Below are 17,144 nucleotides of genomic sequence, written 5' to 3' on the forward strand. Positions count from 1 at the left end.
CATGCAATCACTCCTGAACAAGAAAATCGTACTCGGCGTTTCTGGCGGCATAGCTGCTTATAAGACTCCTGAATTAGCTCGCCTGCTCATGCAAGAAGGCGCAAGCGTTCAAGTCGTCATGACTGAAGCCGCCCAACGATTTGTGACTCCCGTTACGATGCAGGCGCTTACCGGTAATCCGGTTTACACCAGTCAATGGGATAAGAGCATCTCAAATAATATGGCTCATATCGAGTTATCTCGCAGCGCTGATGCAATTTTGATTGCCCCAACCAGCGCTGACCTAATGGCCAAACTTTCCCTTGGCTTAGCTGATGATTTATTAAGTACCTTATGTCTTGCTAGAGATTGCCCGCTGCTTCTTGCGCCTGCCATGAATAAACAAATGTGGCAGCACCCAGCAACGCAGCGTAGCGCCCAGCGTTTAATAGAAGATGGTGTCACATTGTTAGGGCCCGCTAGCGGTTTTCAAGCATGTGGTGAAGTCGGTATGGGCAGAATGCTTGAGCCAGCAGAAATTACCGAACAACTGATTGCGTTCTTTCAGAAGAAAACATTGCTAGGCAAGAAAGTTCTCATTACCGCAGGCCCCACTTTTGAAGCAATCGACCCTGTCCGTGGCATCACTAACCAAAGCTCTGGGAAGATGGGCTTTGCAATCGCACACGCAGCAATTGAAGCTGGTGCACAGGTGCAACTCATCGCTGGGCCTTGTGATCTACCAACACCATTAGAGGCAACTGGCAAGATTGCTCGTACCAACGTCATTAGCGCCAAAGAAATGCATGCGGCGACCTTAGCCAATATCGATTGCGACCTATTCTTTGCTGTTGCCGCAGTAGCAGATTGGGGCATTGCCAAGCCCGCTAAAGAAAAAATGAAGCGTCAAGGCATATCAGCTCCTAATATTGAATTTACCGCGAATCCAGACATTCTTTTAGACGTAGCAAAGACAGTCAAAACTAAAGGCGGTAAACCTTACCCGTATTGTGTGGGCTTCGCGGCTGAATCGACTGATTTAGAAAAGTATGCTGATGAAAAGCGCAAGCGGAAAGGCATTCCAATGATAGTGGGCAATATTGGACCCGATACCTTTGGAAGCGACCTCAATCAATTGCTCGTGATTGACTCTATCGGCAGTAAAAAAATTGCTAAGGCCGAAAAGCTCCAACTTGCACGTCAATTGATTCAATTGGTTGCCAAAAAAATCTAATACCGACTTTTTTCAATTTCATTTCTCGTTTTAGGAAATTTCATGCAAGCTTTACAAGTCAAGATTCTCGATGAGCGCATGCGCGATCAATTACCTAGCTATGGCACACCAGGAAGTGCAGGACTTGATTTACGCGCCTGCATTGATGAATCAATTGAGATCGCACCCGGCCAAACTGTACTGATTCCCACAGGCTTGGCAATCTATGTAGAGGACCCTGCTTATGCTGCCTTTATTTTGCCTCGCTCAGGACTTGGCCATAAACATGGCATTGTCTTAGGAAACCTCGTGGGCCTCATTGACTCTGATTACCAAGGTCAACTGATGGTGAGCACCTGGAATCGTGGCTCCACCCCCTTTAAGCTTGAACCGATGGAGCGCCTCGCCCAATTGGTCGTGATGCCTGTTCAGCAGGTAGAGCTCAAAGTGGTTGAGGAATTTAGTGAGAGCAGTCGTGGAGCAGGAGGCTTTGGTAGTACCGGTCGCAGCTAAGCAATTCCATTTGATTAACAAAAAGCCACCCAAAGGTGGCTTTTTGTTCTGAAGCTACTTACCTAATCACTTGCGGATATGTGCTTTACGTGCAGCGTCTTGTGACATGCCAGCACCAGCACCTTCGCGAGACTCTTTCTCAGCAGTAATTTCTTTGCGACGCTCTTTGCATGAACCAGCAATCTCTTGCAATGCTTTACGAGCACGAGCAGCAGATGCCTTAATACCTTTGCCTTGAAACTTTTCATTCTCAGCTTTGTAAGTTTCAAAAGCTTCTAGTAATTTATCGTGATGAGACATATCTTCCTTTGGGTTTAAAAATAATGGTTCGTTAGATTTCTTCAGCAGGGGCTATATCGACCTTAGCTTTACCAGGTAGCTTTGGAGCATCAAAACTCAGCTGAACAGTACCGTCAGCATCGATATCCACATCGACATGACCGCCTTGCGCTAGCTTGCCAAATAATAGTTCATCGGCCAAAGCTTTACGGACTGTATCTTGGATGATGCGCTGCATAGGACGAGCCCCCATGAGCGGATCAAAGCCATGCTTAGCCAGATGCGCACGTAATGCAGGACTGAAAGTGGCATCCACCTTCTTCTCATGCAATTGTTCTTCTAACTGCATTAAGAATTTATCGACCACACGCATGATGATCGTTTCATCAAGCGCCTTGAAGGAGACGATGGCATCCAAGCGATTACGGAACTCAGGCGTGAAGAACTTCTTAATATCCGCTATCTCATCGCCAGACTCACGAGCATTGGTAAAGCCGATGGTAGATTTCTGCATCGCTTCAGCACCAGCATTGGTTGTCATGATGATGATCACATTACGGAAGTCAGTCTTGCGACCGTTGTTATCCGTCAGCGTGCCATGATCCATCACCTGCAAGAGGATGTTAAAAATGTCAGGATGCGCTTTTTCAATTTCATCGAGTAGAAGAACGCAATGAGGTTTTTTGTTCACAGCCTCAGTAAGTAAACCACCCTGATCAAAACCAACATACCCAGGAGGCGCACCAATCAAGCGACTGACCGCATGACGCTCCATGTACTCTGACATGTCAAAGCGCAAAAGCTCAATCCCCAGAATGTAAGCCAGTTGTTTAGCAACCTCAGTCTTACCAACACCTGTTGGGCCAGAGAACAAAAAAGAACCTATTGGGCGATCAATTTTTCCAAGCCCAGCACGCGTCATCTTGATGGCGCTAGCCAAAGCTTCAATTGCAGGGTCCTGACCGAACACCACGCTCTTGATATCACGATCAAGGGTTTGTAACTTGCTACGATCATCCACCGTCACAGACTGCGGTGGTATGCGCGCAATTTTTGCAACAATTTCTTCAATTTCTGGACGGCCAATAGTCTTCTTCTGCTTGGACTTTGGCAAGATACGTTGCGCAGCACCAGCCTCGTCAATCACGTCAATTGCCTTATCCGGCAGATGACGATAATTGATATAGCGCGCAGAGAGTTCAGCAGCAGCAACCAGGGCACCAGCTGCGTACTTCACACTATGGTGCTCTTCAAAGCGTGACTTAAGGCCACGCAGAATTTGCACTGTTTGATCTACGGTTGGCTCAACTACATCTACTTTTTGGAAGCGACGTGAGAGAGCGGCATCCTTTTCAAAAATGCCACGATACTCCGTAAAAGTTGTTGCACCAATGCACTTTAGCTGACCATTCGATAAAGCAGGCTTCAAAAGATTGCTAGCATCTAATGTACCTCCAGAGGTAGCGCCTGCACCAATCAAGGTGTGGATTTCATCAATAAACAAAATACCGTGCGCATGATCTTTTAATGACTTGAGAACACTCTTGAGACGTTGCTCAAAGTCACCACGGTATTTAGTCCCAGCTAACAATGCCCCCATATCCAAAGAGTAAACGGTAGCATTGGCCAAAATATCCGGCACATCGCCCTTCACGATTCTCCAGGCAAGGCCTTCAGCTATCGCTGTCTTACCAACACCTGCCTCACCTACTAGCAATGGATTATTTTTGCGACGGCGGCACAGCACTTGAATCACGCGCTCTACTTCGCTCTCACGACCAATTAAGGGGTCAATCTTGCCCTGGCGCGCCATGGCATTAAGGTTCTGAGTGTACTGATCAAGAGGGCTTTCCTTGCCTGAGCCAGCAAACTCTTCAGTCTCTTGAGTAGATTCAACTGGTTTGACATGTTCAGCTTGATCTTTACGAACGCCATGGCTAATGAAATTCACTACATCTAAACGAGTAACTCCCTGCTGTTGCAAGAAATACACTGCATGCGAGTCTTTTTCGCCAAAAATCGCAACCAATACATTGGCCCCAGTAACTTCTTTTTTACCGTTGGAGGTCGACTGCACATGCATGATGGCACGCTGAATAACACGCTGAAATCCCAATGTTGGCTGAGTATCCACCTCATCATTACCCGGCACAACGGGGGTATTGTCGTTGATGAAGTTTTTTAATTGCGCGCGAAGCTCGGCAATATTGACTGCGCAAGCTTTTAACACCTCAACCGCAGTAGCGTTATCCAACAAAGCTGCAAGCAAATGCTCAACCGTGATGAACTCGTGTCGTGATGCCCGAGCGTCAACAAACGCCATGTGCAAACTTACTTCTAGTTCTTGGGCAATCATGCTTCCTCCATAGTGCACTGTAGTGGGTGGCCCGCTTCACGGGATAATTCAATAACTTGATGCACTTTAGTAGCAGCAACATCTCGGGTAAATATTCCGCAAACGCCTTTACCAACCAAATGCACTTGCAACATGATGCGTGTTGCAGTTTCGTGGTCCTTATTAAAATACTCCTGAATAACCATCACCACAAATTCCATTGGGGTGTAGTCATCATTTAATAGCAAAACTTTATACATCGAGGGCGCCTTAACTTGCTCTACTTGTTTTTCAAGCAAAAGGGTGTCCTCAGCATAGGGATTTGCAGGATTACCAGCTGTAGGGTTTTTAGGTGTGCGACTCATGAGAAACATTCTAAACACAGATATCTAAACTTGATTTAACGAGGGCCAGGTTATCAAAAACCCTAAAAAACCCCCGTTTAACTCATATTAGGGCATTTTTCGATAAAAAAAGGGGTAATTAGTGATGGGTTAGTGCATATAACTCCTTGACACCCCTACAAAAAGGGCAAACAATCGGGGGTAGGCCTCAAAAGAGGTTCTATTTAGGCGTGTTGTGGATTGAGACTGATTAAAAAGTATTTACCCTCATCACGGTTGTTTTAAGTTTATGTAATGGAGTTCGCATGGCGACCGGAATTGTTAAGTGGTTCAATGATGCAAAAGGTTTTGGCTTTATCAAACCTGATGATGGTGAAGAAGAGTTGTTCGCGCATTTCAGCGCGATCACAATGCCTGGGTTCAAAACCCTCAAGGAAAACCAAAAGGTAACGTTTGATATTACCCAAGGTCCTAAAGGCAAACAGGCTACCAATATCCAAGCGGCTTAATAGTCCTTAGATCATTATGAAAAACTCAGGACCTGTTCCTGGGTTTTTTTCGCCCAGAAATTGATTCACTTAGAATCCCTTACATGAAAATCCTTTTTAATCTTATCTGCAAGCTGATTGCTCTCAAGCTCCTCATTTGTGCAAGCTTTGCCTGGGCGCAAGTCAATACTGATCTACCAACAATTGATCTAAAAGCAGGGATTTATCGTATACGAGCCGAACTAGCCGATACACCGAAGACCAGAGAAATTGGCCTCATGAATCGCACCAGCATGCCAACGAATTCTGGAATGCTATTTGTTTTTGAACAAAAGGCTGGTCATTGCTTTTGGATGAACAATACCAAAATTCCCTTATCAATTGCATTCATTGCCGATGATGGCAAGATTGTGAATATTGAAGAGATGCAGGCTGAAACTACTAACAATCATTGCCCGAGAGCTGCAGTACGTTATGCCCTAGAAATGAATAAAAACTGGTTTGCAGATCGAACGCTAGTTCCTGGAGCCTTAATTCAAGGTTTACCCAAATAACTTGGATTAGTTATTTCTGATCCAATTTTTTATTTTATTCACTACCTCTTGCTCTATACCCCGGTATCCGTGATGACCTGCGGCTTGGCAAGGATCCCCTTCATCAATACCGCCCTCCATTAAAAAAAATTGCGTTCCGTAGCGCTCGCTATTTTCAATGGCTGATGAGGGTCTTGTTACGTGACAACCATCATTTTTATGGGACACAATCAGATTGCGACTTTTTCTATTTCTGGTATCAAGCCCCCCAATTGCACTAACTGAAGAGGTATGAATGAATCCATCCGCCTCGCCATCCATATTTTCTGCCATGTAAATGGTTTCGGTTGTGCTTAAACTTGTTCCCGCTATAAATATTTTCGCCGCCGGAAATTTAGCCCTAATATCCGCCACCACTCCACGCATTCGATCCAGACTTCTGCCCCGATCAATCACGATTACTGCTAAATCATCATCAGCGAATAATTTACGACTTCTAATTAAAAAATTGCCCTTGCCACCATAGAAGGGTGAGCCATCCTCATTTTTCTTAAGTCCTATGGTGCCATGTCCACCAGGCATCACGATTAACACATATTTCGGCGGTAATTTATTAGAAGGCACAAAAACATATGGAATTTCATCGCCATCAGGATATCGAGCGCTGTCTACATATAGGTCGACCTTATCTGACTGCGCAATAGAGCAAGTATTTACACCAAATGCAATCACTAACACAATTATTTTGTCGATATTCATGGCCTTAGGTTAGTCTAATTTATAAGCAAAATAAAGCCACCCGAAGGTGGCTTTATAAATATGCTGCAGAAATTTTTATTCGAAATGACAAACATAGTGCACTGGTTGCTCAGCACGAATTATGAAATAACCACCCTTTTCAACCTCCCAGCTTTGACCTGCTTTAAATTCTTGCTCAGGAGCGCCATTGATGCTAACAAACGCAGTGCTCAACCACTTCCATGACTTCTTTGGTACTTAGGTCAAAACGCAAAGTGCTTGGCAATACAACGCCGACAGACTTACGCACGCCATTAGGTAAAGTCACAGTGTGTGACACAAATTTGCCATCAAAAAATACATTGGCTTTTTTACCGACTGAAACTTGATCAAATTGCATCTGGTCTTTTCCTATTCTTTGGTTCTTACGTCAATTACTTATTTGCGCGCTTGCGCTTAGCGGTTTCAGCAATCCGCATACGCAATGCATTGAGCTTAATAAAGCCGCCTGCGTCCGCTTGATTGTATGCGCCACCATCATCATCAAAGGTTGCAATATTTTGATCAAACAAAGTGTTAGCTGAATCGCGAGAGATTACAGATACAGAACCCTTGTAGAGCTTGAGGCGAACTATGCCATTGACCATCTGCTGCGTGTGATCAATAAGAGTTTGCAGAGCGATACGCTCTGGTGCCCACCATAGACCGTTATAGATCAAACTAGCATAGCGCGGCATTAAATCGTCTTTTAAATGCGCTACCTCCCGATCAAGCGTAATGCTCTCAATACCGCGATGCGCTTTGAGCAAAATAGTGCCACCAGGCGTTTCATAGCAACCACGACTCTTCATGCCAACGAAGCGGTTTTCTACTAGGTCGAGACGGCCAATACCATGCATGCCACCAATGCGATTGAGTTCAGCTAACAACTCATGTGGCTTATAAGCCTTGCCATTAATTGCCACTGGATCACCCGCTTTAAATTCAATTTCAATGACTTCGGGAGCATCTGGAGCCTTTTCAGGAGAAACTGTCCAGCGCCACATTGACTCCTCGGCCTCTGCGTTTGGATTCTCAAGGTGACGACCTTCGTAGCTGATGTGTAACAAGTTGGCGTCCATAGAGTAAGGCGAGCCACCCTGCTTATGTTTCATCTCAACAGGTATGCCATGCTTCTCAGCGTAGGCCATCAATTTCTCACGAGAGAGCAAGTCCCACTCACGCCATGGGGCAATCACCTTAATACCAGGCTCCAGAGCGTAATATCCCAACTCAAAACGAACCTGATCATTACCTTTACCAGTAGCTCCATGAGATACAGCATCTGCACCAGTCAAACGAGCAATCTCAATTTGGCGTTTTGCGATCAATGGACGTGCAATAGAGGTTCCCAATAAATACTCGCCCTCATAGATAGTGTTGGCACGGAACATTGGGAATACAAAATCACGCACAAACTCTTCACGCAAGTCATCAATAAAAATATTCTCTGGTTTGATACCGAACTGCAGGGCCTTAGCACGCGCTGGCTCAAGCTCTTCACCTTGGCCAAGGTCAGCAGTGAAGGTCACGATTTCACAACCATAAGTATCTTGAAGCCACTTCAAGATCACGCTAGTGTCAAGTCCACCTGAATAGGCTAGCACGGCTTTTTTAATGTCAGACATATTTTCTTATTCGATCAAAAAAATTTAATTAAAAATTACTCAATACTGCTTTACTAATATTTATCGGTTAGTCCAATCGACCACAGAGTAAATACTCCATAAGGGCTTTTTGAACATGAAGGCGATTCTCAGCTTCCTCCCAAACAATGCTTTGAGGACCATCGATCACTCCGGCTGAAACTTCTTCACCACGGTGTGCCGGTAAGCAATGCATAAATAAAGCATTTGGTTTAGCTACAGCCATCAACTCCTCATCAACCATCCAATCTTTGAAGGCGTTCATCCGGGAATTATTTTCCGCTTCATAGCCCATACTGGTCCAAACATCGGTAGTCACCAGATCAGCATCTTGACATGCCTCTTTTGGATCAGCACAAACAGTTAAATATCTTGCCGTATTGTTGGTTAAGCGCGCCGGATCTAATTGATAACCTTCGGGCGCCGAGAAGCGCAACTGAAAATCCAAAGATTCGGCAGCCTGTATCCAGGTATACGCCATATTATTGGCATCGCCGACCCAGGCTACGGTTTTCCCTTGAATGGGTCCACGCGCCTCAACAAATGTAAAGATGTCTGCCAAGACCTGACAAGGATGGTATTCGTTCGTCAAGCCATTAATAACTGGCACGCGAGAATTGGCAGCAAAGCGCTCAATGATCTCCTGACCAAAAGTACGAATCATGATGATGTCAGTCATCCGCGAAATGACCTGCGCAGCATCCTCTACCGGCTCACCACGGCCCAACTGAGTATCACGAGTATTGAGATAGACGGCGTGGCCGCCAAGCTGGTGGATGCCCGCCTCGAATGAGAGACGTGTCCGGGTGGAGTGCTTTTCGAAAATCATCGCCAGCGTCCGATCATGCAAAGGATGCCATGTCTCATAACTCTTAAATTTGGCTTTGAGCCATGCCGATCTTTTCAGCAAGTAATCATACTCCTCACGAGTGAGGTCGGAAAACTGCAGGTAGTGCTTTACCTGACCAGGCACTTGCGGCTTTGCCAAGGATGTCATAGCTGAGCTTTCTACTAAAGTTTTGGCTTGCATTTTTTTCTTAAAACATTCAACTGCACGCAAATAGAACACAAAGCCATATTACGGTCACCTCAGGCTGTTAAGCTAGAGGGCTTAGCAATACTGATCTTACAAACTTCTTACGCCAACTTGAACCACAAAAAGCTTTTCATTCAAGGCATTACCACTTCTGGCAAACCATTTCGGCCCAGCGATTGGGCGGAGCGTCTTTGCGGGGTGATGGCTACCTTTCGCCCTCCAGGAGATTCTGGAGACCCTCGCTTCACTTATTCGCCCTATGTCAGACCAGTGCTAATTGCAAAAGTGAAATGCGTTGTTATTGATACCAGACTAGGCGACCTCGATCCAAGAGCTCTCGACTTTGTCATGAACTTTGCCAAAGACAACTGCTTACCAATCGAAGAGGCCTGTGAGTTCAACCCTGCTTCCCCACCCCAGCCCTAAAAACAAAAACCCGCTCTGTTGAGGAGCGGGCTTAGGTCGAAATGACGATTCGACCAGCCTAAAACTTTTACTAAACTAAATTACGCTGCCATCGCCTTGATAGCCGCAGACAAACGTGACTTTTGACGTGCTGCAGTATTTTTATGGGCGATCTTTTTGTCAGCAATCTTATCGATTGTTGCTTGAGCCGCTACGAATACTTTCGCTGCAGCTACTTTATCGCCAGCTTCGATTGCTTTACGAACTGCCTTAATGGAAGTGCGGAGCTTAGAACGCAAACTAGAATTGTGCTCGTTCTGTTTTACTGCCTGGCGTGCGCGCTTACGCGCTTGTGCGGTATTGGCCATCCTTTAAACCTTGCCTCTATAAATTGCAAAATGCGATTAGTTAAAAATCTCGCGGACTTGCATTATTCCTACATTATTCCTAAGCAAGCTCGCCAAAACCCAAGATTTTACCTTAAAGGGGCAAAAAAGCCCAGTCCGACCATAAATAGGTGAAAATCGGCTCATGAACCTGCTTTCCGCCGCCGCCAAGGTCAGCTCCCTGACCATGCTGTCCCGCATTACAGGCCTCCTGAGGGAGACTTTGATAGCCCGTAGCTTTGGGGCATCCGAGTGGACAGACGCCTTTAATGTAGCTTTTAGGCTACCGAATTTGCTCCGACGTCTGTTTGCCGAAGGGGCCTTTTCCCAGGCTTTTGTACCGATTTTGGGCGAAATTGCCACAGATGAGGACCAAACTAAGGCCAAAACCCTCATCAATGCGGTTGCTACGCTCTTATTTTGGGCTTTGCTGCTCACGGTATTAATTGGCGTAATTGGCGCCCCAGTGCTTATTTTGGTCATTGCTACAGGCTTTAGCGGTGGAACCGCTTATGAAGCAAGCGTGGTAATGACGCGGATGATGTTTCCGTATATCGGCCTCATTTCGATGGTTTCATTATCCGCAGGCATTTTGAACACTTATCATCGCTTTGCAATTCCAGCCTTTACACCTGTTTTGCTAAATCTCGCCTTGATTGGCAGCGCCATCTTTTTAGCGCCCCACCTAGCCCAACCCATTTACGCATTAAGTATTGGCGTACTGCTGGGTGGAATTTTGCAGCTAGCCATTCAAGTTCCAGCACTCTCCCGCCTTGGATTGTTGCCGCGCATTGGATTACTGCCGGGAGCTATTCGGTCCGCCATTACAAACCCTGATGCTAGGCGAGTAATGAAATTAATGGGGCCCGCTGTGTTCGCAGTATCCGTTGCGCAAATTTCCTTAATTATCAATACCAATATTGCATCGCGCTTACAAGCAGGGAGCGTTTCTTGGCTCTCTTATGCCGATCGATTGATGGAATTTCCTACCGCTTTACTCGGCGTTGCCTTGGGCACTGTTCTTTTACCAAGCCTGAGCAAAGCAAACGCCAAAAATGATTTGGCCCATGCAGGCGAATTATTAATTTGGGGTTTGCAGCTAACCTTCTTGCTTGCTGCACCATCAGCTGTAGCCTTATTTATTTTCGGAGAGCCATTAGCCGCTGTGCTGTATCACTACGGCAAATTTAATGCGCTAGATGTACTCATGACACAACGTGCACTGGCGGCATATGGCGTTGGATTAATTGGCTTAATCTTGGTGAAAATTTTGGCGCCAGGCTTTTATTCACGACAAGATATTCGTACTCCAGTCAAAATTGGCTTGCTCGTGTTAGTGGCCACTCAATTAGCCAACCTTGTTTTTGTACCATGGCTTGGGCATGCTGGCCTGGCTTTATCTGTTGGAACAGGGGCCTGCCTTAATGCCGCCCTATTATGGGCTGGACTTCATCGTAGAGGCGCCTTACCTAATGCAGCCTGGGCTAAGTACTTGGGCCAGCTATTTTTAGCTCTGACTCCTTTCTCTGGGGTTCTTCTATATGCCGCCAATGCCCATAATTGGATTGCACTGCAAGCCGACCCTTGGACGCGCATTGGCTTACTAGCCTTATGGCTGGGTATAGCGGCCTTGGTTTACTTTGGCGCGTTAGCCTTAGTTGGAATTCGCTGGCAAAAATTCTTACGTCATGCAAAATAGGATCTATGCCAACACAACAACTCGACTACTTCACTTCTTTAGTTACCGAAGATGAGCATTTTCCTTTAACGGAATCTGCGATCGCTGTCGCACAGCATGCGTATCCCGATCTAGATGTTCAAGGCGTGCAAGACAAGCTTGATGAACTTGGTAATCAATTAAAAAAGCGCGTCACCCCAGATACATCACCTGTTCAACGTTTGCAGATTCTGAAGCACTTTTTTTATAACGAATTGGGTTTTGGCCCCAATCCGAATGATTTTTATGCGCCAGAAAATTCGTATTTGCATTATGTGCTAGAGAATCGCCGGGGTATTCCTATTTCGCTAGCCATTCTGATGATGGAGCTAGGGCAACAAATTGGTTTGAAGATTCGCGGCGTGTCATTTCCTAATCACTTCATGATGCGCATCTCCCTGCAACAAGGCGAAGTGATCATGGACCCATTGACCGGCGAATCCCTGTCTAAAAATCAATTACAAGAAATGCTCGACCCCTACCTCGATGCCAAAGGATATCGCGGAGAGCTCAGCCTACCGCTCAACCTCTTTTTGCGAGCGTCAAGTTCAAGAGAAATTCTGTCGCGCTTCTTAAGAAATCTCAAAATGATCTATTCAGAGCACGAACGCTGGGAACGTTTACTTGGCATCCAAGAGCGTTTGGTTATCCTGTTGCCAGACTCTATCGAGGAAGTTCGTGATCGCGGTCTGATCTTTGCGCAACTAGAGTATCTGCGTCCGGCTCTAGAGGATATGCATCGCTATCTCAGCGAAGCACCTGAAGCTGAAGATGCAAGCGATATTCGCGAGCATATTGCTACTCTAGAAGGCCAAACCAAACTGCACTAAGAAATCTCACGCTGCTTATTTTTTCTTGCGCTGAAAAACCTTATAGATTGCAGCAAAGACCACAGGCACTGCAGCAGCACCTATACCAATTAAAACAATCACATTCAGGTTTTGGCGAATAATCGGGATATTGCCAAAGAAATATCCAGCAATCACCAAACCAAACACCCAAAGTGCTGCCCCCGTAATATTAAAAAACTGAAAGCGCGAGAATTTCATCTCGGAGACGCCGGCGATAAATGGCGCGAATGTTCTGATAATGGGCAAGAAGCGCGCCAAGATAATGGTTTTACCACCATGCTTTTCATAAAAGGCATGTGTTTTTAGCAGAGCCCCTTGATCAATCCAGCGCGATTGACTGCTAAACACTTTCTTGCCAATCCAGCGACCGATGAAATAGTTCACTGTATTACCCGCAACTGCTGCAAACAATAAGCCCAAAGATAGACTAAGGATATTGAAATGTTCAGTAGCGCAGTAAGCTCCTGCAATAAAAAGTAGTGAATCGCCCGGCAAAAATGGTGCAATCACTAAACCCGTTTCTGCAAACACAATTGCAAATAGCAAGCCATATGCCCAAGGACCATATTGCGAAATCACTATATCGAGATGTTTATCAATGTGAAGCAATAAGTCACTAATTTGTAAAAGGGTATCCATCTAATCGCTCTCTGCTAAGGTTTGATGCGGATATTAACAGGCTCGTATAATGAGGCATGCAAACTGAACCTCACATTCAGCCTATGCAGCCATCAAAACAGGATCCCGTATTGTGCATTGTGGGGCCTACTGGTGCTGGCAAAACCCGTCTCGCCATGTCCTTAGCTGAACATGCTCAATCTATTGGCCAAACCATTGAGCTCATCAGCATGGATTCTGCTTTGGTGTATCGCGGACTTGATATTGGTAGTGCGAAACCCAGTAAAGTCGAGCAAGCTGCGGTGATTCACCATCTCATCGATATTCTTGAGCCCACTGAAGTTTATTCAGCAGCGCGCTTCGCCAATGATGCAAAAAGACTTTGCAAAGAAATTCGTGAAAGAGGAAATATCCCTGTTGTAGTTGGGGGCACCATGCTCTACTGGAGAGCTTGGGTTTATGGACTCTCCCCTCTACCACCAGCGAATCCCAAAATTCGAGCGCGCCTAGATGAGGAAGGAAAAACAATAGGCTGGCCAGCTATGCATCAGAGACTTGCTCGCATCGATCCCAAAACTGCCCAGCGTCTTGAGTCCAATGATTCACAGCGAGTGCAGCGAGCGCTCGAGGTATTTGAAGTTACTGGCAAACCAATGTCAGATTTGCTTGCGCAATCCCCCAGCGAGGATGGCAGAGAGAGTTCTACTATTCCTGATTGGATCAATTTGATTTCACTAGAACCTGCGGATCGCAAACAATTGCATCAAAATTTAGAAAAACGCTTTGATGAAATGTTGGCCGCAGGATTTCTAGATGAGGTGAGGGTCTTGCGTACCAATCCAGAACTTCATGCCGACCTGCCTGCGATTCGCTCAGTAGGCTATCGCCAAGCTTGGGAACATCTCAATGAAGAAATTGATTTAGAGCAAATGCGCTACAAAGCACTAGCGGCAACTCGCCAATTAGGAAAACGTCAGTTAACTTGGCTCAGAGCGATTACTGGCAGAAAAACTTTTGACCCCTTCAACCCTCATGAGATGAAGGCGGCCATTGAGTACTGCAAAAATAGTTTGTAGTACTTTGTTGAGCGCCGATGAATGCAGATTAAATAACAATAGTCTGGGGTGCGTCTTTAGGACGCTCTACTACCTCACCAACCGTCCAAGCTTTTAAGCCTTGGGCAGTTAATGACTTAATCGCTGTATCAGCCTGAGCAGGAGACACAATCACTACCATGCCAATGCCGCAGTTAAATACACGCACCATCTCGGCATCGGCAACGCCACCCTTCATTTGCAACCAACGGAAGAGCGCTGGCATTTCCCAGCTGTCACGATGCAATACTGCTTGAGTATTTTCAGGTAACACGCGTGGCACGTTATCAACTAAGCCACCGCCAGTAATGTGTGCCATGCCTTTGACATCCACTTCAGAGATCAACTTCAAGAGTGGCTTGACATAAATTTCTGTTGGCGCCATCACGACGTCGCCGAGCGGACGTCCACCTAAATCATCGCTTGGTTTTGCGCCAGCACGCTCAATAATTTTGCGTACCAAAGAATAACCATTTGAGTGAGCCCCGCTTGAGCCAATAGCCAGCACCACATCACCTGGAACAATAGTGTTACCAGTAATAATTTTAGATTTTTCAACAGCGCCAACTGCAAAGCCAGCTAAATCATATTCACCCGGAGGATACATGCCAGGCATTTCTGCTGTTTCACCCCCAATTAATGCGCAACCAGACAACTCGCAACCTTTAGCAATTCCACCAACAACCGTAGCCGCTGTATCAACAGTCAACTTACCGCATGCAAAATAATCCAAGAAAAAGAGAGGCTCAGCACCCTGAACGAGAATATCGTTCACGCTCATTGCAACCAAGTCCTGGCCGATGGTGTCATGACGGTTCCACTCAAAAGCCAATCTCAACTTGGTGCCTACACCATCGGTGCCCGACACCAATACGGGCTCCTTGTAGCGCTTAGGTACCTCGAATAGAGCCCCAAAACCACCAATTCCAGCCAAAACACCTTCCCGCATGGTTTTTTTGGCCAAGGGCTTAATGCGGTCAACCAAATCATCTCCCGCATCAATATCGACACCAGCGTCACGATAGGAAAGGCCTTTTGAGGAAGAATTAGTAGATGAAGTAGATGAAGTCATGTCTAGGCAGGAATATTAGTAAAAAATGCTACTGGGTCAGTAGAATCATTGAATTCTAGAGGATTACTCGTCATGGCTGAAATTTTTACCCCCTTTTTTTACCCCTTTTTTAAGCTCATTCATTCTGGCGTACGCCCTGCGCCCTGTTTGTTTATGGCTTGAGAGGCATCAATTACCACGCGGCTTGGCAGCCGCCCTGGCCATGATTTTTGGCTTAACTCTGATTTTTCTGGTTTTCAGTCTTTTAATTGGACTTCTGAAATATGAAATCCCCTTAATTAAGGCGCAAATTCCAAACTGGATCGCCAACACACAAACTTGGCTTGGCCCCAAATTGACGCTACTTCATATCAACTTTGATTGGGGAACACTCAAGGTTGATGCCATTCTGAAAATCACCGAGCACATTAATGAAAATGCCGACACCTTGATGAGCTCAGCAATTGACACTGTCTTATTGTCTGGTAGCTCTGTCATTGCCGGATTTGTAAATGCTGTACTCATTATTTTTGTTGTGTTTTATTTATTAATTGATTGGTCGCATTTTTTTAGCTTGCTAAAGTCCATCGTACCAATTCGCGCCCAAGAAACCGTTCATCACCTCGCAATGCATACGGATGGTCTGCTCTCCCAGTATTTGCGCGGCATGCTCATCGTCATTTCAATCATGGCTGTTTTTTACAGCATTGGATTAAGCATCATCGGTGTAAAAGGTGCTGTGGCATTAGGAGTTTTTACCGCCCTAATGATTGTGATTCCCTACGTTGGAATAGCCCTAGGCTTAAGCCTAGCGGTAGTCTCCGCACTACTGCAATTTGGACCAAATTCTGAAATTCTTGGCGTACTCATTGTGTTTGGTATCGGCCAATTCATAGAAGGCTTTTTCTTAACACCCCGTTTGGTTGGGGAACGTATCGGCCTTCATCCCGTGGCAGTACTGTTTGCATTGTTGCTATTTGGAAAATTATTTGGATTTTTTGGCGTGCTACTAGCCTTACCAATTAGTGCAGTAGGTCTCGTATTGATTAAATATCTTTGGTCAACTTATACGCAAAGTACTTGGTATCAAAAATAATATTGCTTGAATGAATAAATCCCCCCTTCCAAAGCAATTTGCTTTAGATCTGAGCCATCCCCCCAAAGCAAGTCTAGATAATTATTTAGCAGGCAAAGATCTCGCACTAGTTTCATGTTTGCAAGCCATTTGCAGCTCTTGGAAACAGCTTACTGAGACAACAATTTCTAACTCAGATAATCCACTCAATCATCGCTGGATATATTGGTGGGGACCATCTGGGTCAGGACGGACTCATTTACTTGAAGCCATCCAAAATGCTGCACACGACTCTCAGCTCGAATGCTTTGCATTAAAACCGAGCGAGCATATTTCTTGGGTGCGCCTTGAAGAGGGCATTGAAAAGCTTGCCCAAATAGAGGTGCCCTCTATCATTACTGTTGATGATGTTGACCGCCTGGATGAGCGCTTGGTGGGGGCCTTATTTCGAATTCTGAACCAAGTTCAAGCCAGTAAAAATATTCATATTTTCATGAGCGGCAATGCGGCTCCAGCCAGCTTAGGGCTTCGAGAGGACCTACGGACTCGTTTAGGCTGGGGCTTAATCTTCCAGACCCAGCTTTTAGACGATGATGAGAAAATACAAGCAATAGAGCTCGCCGCCAAAGCAAGGGGTTTAGTGCTCTCACCAGATGTCCTGCCTTGGTTGCTGAACCGTTTTTATCGTGACATGCCTAATCTCATGGCTTTAATTGATGCTTTGGATGCGTATTCTTTAGAAACTAAACGTGCTGTAACCTTGCCACTGGTACGCGAGCTTTTACAGCCCAATTAATTATTCGA

General features: G+C 45.7%; 21 protein-coding genes. 10 read left to right on the forward strand and 11 right to left on the reverse strand.

What is annotated here, in order from left to right; translation table 11 throughout:
• Position 1: 1 nt before the first annotated feature.
• The gene (coaBC, locus tag DXE33_RS06145; RefSeq protein WP_114639112.1) at positions 2 to 1,213 is read left to right on the forward strand and encodes a bifunctional phosphopantothenoylcysteine decarboxylase/phosphopantothenate--cysteine ligase CoaBC; all 1,212 of its coding nucleotides are present in this window, start codon (positions 2 to 4) and stop codon (positions 1,211 to 1,213) included.
• Positions 1,214 to 1,255: 42 nt separating this feature from the next.
• On the forward strand, positions 1,256 to 1,705 hold the full coding sequence (gene dut, locus DXE33_RS06150) for a dUTP diphosphatase (protein WP_114639113.1): 450 nt from the start codon (positions 1,256 to 1,258) through the stop codon (positions 1,703 to 1,705).
• A 66-nt stretch (positions 1,706 to 1,771) separates the two neighbouring features.
• On the opposite strand, the gene DXE33_RS06155 is transcribed toward dut, so the two are convergent.
• The 3 genes from DXE33_RS06155 to clpS are packed head-to-tail and all read right to left on the reverse strand — an operon-like array spanning position 1,772 to position 4,693.
• Positions 1,772 to 2,005: a hypothetical protein gene (locus DXE33_RS06155; RefSeq protein WP_068320954.1), complete on the reverse strand. Its 234-nt coding sequence runs from the start codon at positions 2,003 to 2,005 to the stop codon at positions 1,772 to 1,774.
• Between the two features lie 31 nt (positions 2,006 to 2,036).
• On the reverse strand, positions 2,037 to 4,340 hold the full coding sequence (gene clpA, locus DXE33_RS06160) for an ATP-dependent Clp protease ATP-binding subunit ClpA (protein ID WP_114639114.1): 2,304 nt from the start codon (positions 4,338 to 4,340) through the stop codon (positions 2,037 to 2,039).
• Positions 4,337 to 4,693, reverse strand: coding sequence for an ATP-dependent Clp protease adapter ClpS (gene clpS / locus DXE33_RS06165; RefSeq protein WP_114639115.1), 357 nt, complete (start codon positions 4,691 to 4,693; stop codon positions 4,337 to 4,339). Before clpS ends, clpA begins: the two co-directional genes overlap by 4 nt.
• Positions 4,694 to 4,968: 275 nt before the next feature.
• On the opposite strand from clpS, the gene DXE33_RS06170 reads away from it, so the two are divergent.
• Positions 4,969 to 5,172 carry a cold-shock protein gene (locus tag DXE33_RS06170; RefSeq protein WP_011903586.1) on the forward strand — a complete coding sequence of 68 codons (204 nt, stop codon included), beginning with the start codon at positions 4,969 to 4,971 and terminating at the stop codon, positions 5,170 to 5,172.
• 83 nt (positions 5,173 to 5,255) lie between these two features.
• Positions 5,256 to 5,705 carry a DUF192 domain-containing protein gene (locus DXE33_RS06175; RefSeq protein ID WP_114639116.1) on the forward strand — a complete coding sequence of 150 codons (450 nt, stop codon included), beginning with the start codon at positions 5,256 to 5,258 and terminating at the stop codon, positions 5,703 to 5,705.
• Between the two features lie 6 nt (positions 5,706 to 5,711).
• On the opposite strand, the gene DXE33_RS06180 is transcribed toward DXE33_RS06175, so the two are convergent.
• The 5 genes from DXE33_RS06180 to argF all read right to left on the reverse strand — a co-directional run bounded on the left by DXE33_RS06180 (position 5,712) and on the right by argF (position 9,104).
• Complete coding sequence (locus tag DXE33_RS06180) at positions 5,712 to 6,443, reverse strand: hypothetical protein (RefSeq protein WP_114639117.1); 732 nt, start codon at positions 6,441 to 6,443, stop codon at positions 5,712 to 5,714.
• Between the two features lie 75 nt (positions 6,444 to 6,518).
• Positions 6,519 to 6,656: a cupin domain-containing protein gene (locus DXE33_RS10470; RefSeq protein WP_269460028.1), complete on the reverse strand. Its 138-nt coding sequence runs from the start codon at positions 6,654 to 6,656 to the stop codon at positions 6,519 to 6,521.
• A complete protein-coding gene (locus DXE33_RS10475) occupies positions 6,637 to 6,822 on the reverse strand; it encodes a pyrimidine/purine nucleoside phosphorylase (protein ID WP_269460029.1) in 186 nt (61 codons plus the stop codon). The genes DXE33_RS10470 and DXE33_RS10475 overlap by 20 nt, the downstream gene beginning before the upstream one ends.
• A 34-nt stretch (positions 6,823 to 6,856) precedes the next feature.
• Positions 6,857 to 8,089 carry an argininosuccinate synthase gene (locus DXE33_RS06190; RefSeq protein ID WP_114639118.1) on the reverse strand — a complete coding sequence of 411 codons (1,233 nt, stop codon included), beginning with the start codon at positions 8,087 to 8,089 and terminating at the stop codon, positions 6,857 to 6,859.
• Positions 8,090 to 8,156: 67 nt separating this feature from the next.
• Entirely contained in the window at positions 8,157 to 9,104 is a 948-nt protein-coding gene (gene argF / locus DXE33_RS06195; protein ID WP_174222295.1) for an ornithine carbamoyltransferase, read from the reverse strand.
• 150 nt (positions 9,105 to 9,254) lie between these two features.
• Here argF and DXE33_RS06200 point away from each other — a divergent pair, with 150 nt between their 5' ends.
• Positions 9,255 to 9,569, forward strand: a complete 315-nt coding sequence (locus tag DXE33_RS06200; protein ID WP_114639746.1) for a DUF3579 domain-containing protein — start codon at positions 9,255 to 9,257, stop codon at positions 9,567 to 9,569.
• A gap of 80 nt (positions 9,570 to 9,649) precedes the next feature.
• Here DXE33_RS06200 and rpsT read toward each other — a convergent pair whose 3' ends face one another.
• Entirely contained in the window at positions 9,650 to 9,916 is a 267-nt protein-coding gene (gene rpsT, locus DXE33_RS06205) for a 30S ribosomal protein S20 (protein ID WP_114639120.1), read from the reverse strand.
• Positions 9,917 to 10,079: 163 nt separating this feature from the next.
• Here rpsT and murJ point away from each other — a divergent pair, with 163 nt between their 5' ends.
• On the forward strand, positions 10,080 to 11,633 hold the full coding sequence (gene murJ, locus DXE33_RS06210; protein WP_114639121.1) for a murein biosynthesis integral membrane protein MurJ: 1,554 nt from the start codon (positions 10,080 to 10,082) through the stop codon (positions 11,631 to 11,633).
• 5 nt (positions 11,634 to 11,638) lie between these two features.
• Entirely contained in the window at positions 11,639 to 12,481 is an 843-nt protein-coding gene (locus tag DXE33_RS06215; RefSeq protein WP_114639122.1) for a SirB1 family protein, read from the forward strand.
• Between the two features lie 15 nt (positions 12,482 to 12,496).
• Here DXE33_RS06215 and DXE33_RS06220 read toward each other — a convergent pair whose 3' ends face one another.
• Positions 12,497 to 13,141 (reverse strand): VTT domain-containing protein, encoded by a 645-nt coding sequence (locus DXE33_RS06220; protein WP_114639123.1) that lies wholly within the window; start codon positions 13,139 to 13,141, stop codon positions 12,497 to 12,499.
• 56 nt (positions 13,142 to 13,197) lie between these two features.
• Here DXE33_RS06220 and miaA point away from each other — a divergent pair, with 56 nt between their 5' ends.
• On the forward strand, positions 13,198 to 14,196 hold the full coding sequence (miaA, locus tag DXE33_RS06225) for a tRNA (adenosine(37)-N6)-dimethylallyltransferase MiaA (protein ID WP_114639124.1): 999 nt from the start codon (positions 13,198 to 13,200) through the stop codon (positions 14,194 to 14,196).
• A 28-nt stretch (positions 14,197 to 14,224) separates the two neighbouring features.
• On the opposite strand, the gene purM is transcribed toward miaA, so the two are convergent.
• Positions 14,225 to 15,286 carry a phosphoribosylformylglycinamidine cyclo-ligase gene (gene purM / locus DXE33_RS06230; protein WP_114639125.1) on the reverse strand — a complete coding sequence of 354 codons (1,062 nt, stop codon included), beginning with the start codon at positions 15,284 to 15,286 and terminating at the stop codon, positions 14,225 to 14,227.
• A gap of 76 nt (positions 15,287 to 15,362) precedes the next feature.
• Here purM and DXE33_RS06235 point away from each other — a divergent pair, with 76 nt between their 5' ends.
• Complete coding sequence (locus DXE33_RS06235; RefSeq protein WP_114639126.1) at positions 15,363 to 16,361, forward strand: AI-2E family transporter; 999 nt, start codon at positions 15,363 to 15,365, stop codon at positions 16,359 to 16,361.
• A 10-nt stretch (positions 16,362 to 16,371) separates the two neighbouring features.
• On the forward strand, positions 16,372 to 17,136 hold the full coding sequence (gene hda, locus DXE33_RS06240; protein WP_114639127.1) for a DnaA regulatory inactivator Hda: 765 nt from the start codon (positions 16,372 to 16,374) through the stop codon (positions 17,134 to 17,136).
• Positions 17,137 to 17,144 lie beyond the last annotated feature (8 nt).

Origin of the sequence: Polynucleobacter necessarius, assembly GCF_900096765.1 — a bacterium.
GTDB classification, from domain to species: domain Bacteria; phylum Pseudomonadota; class Gammaproteobacteria; order Burkholderiales; family Burkholderiaceae; genus Polynucleobacter; species Polynucleobacter necessarius_F.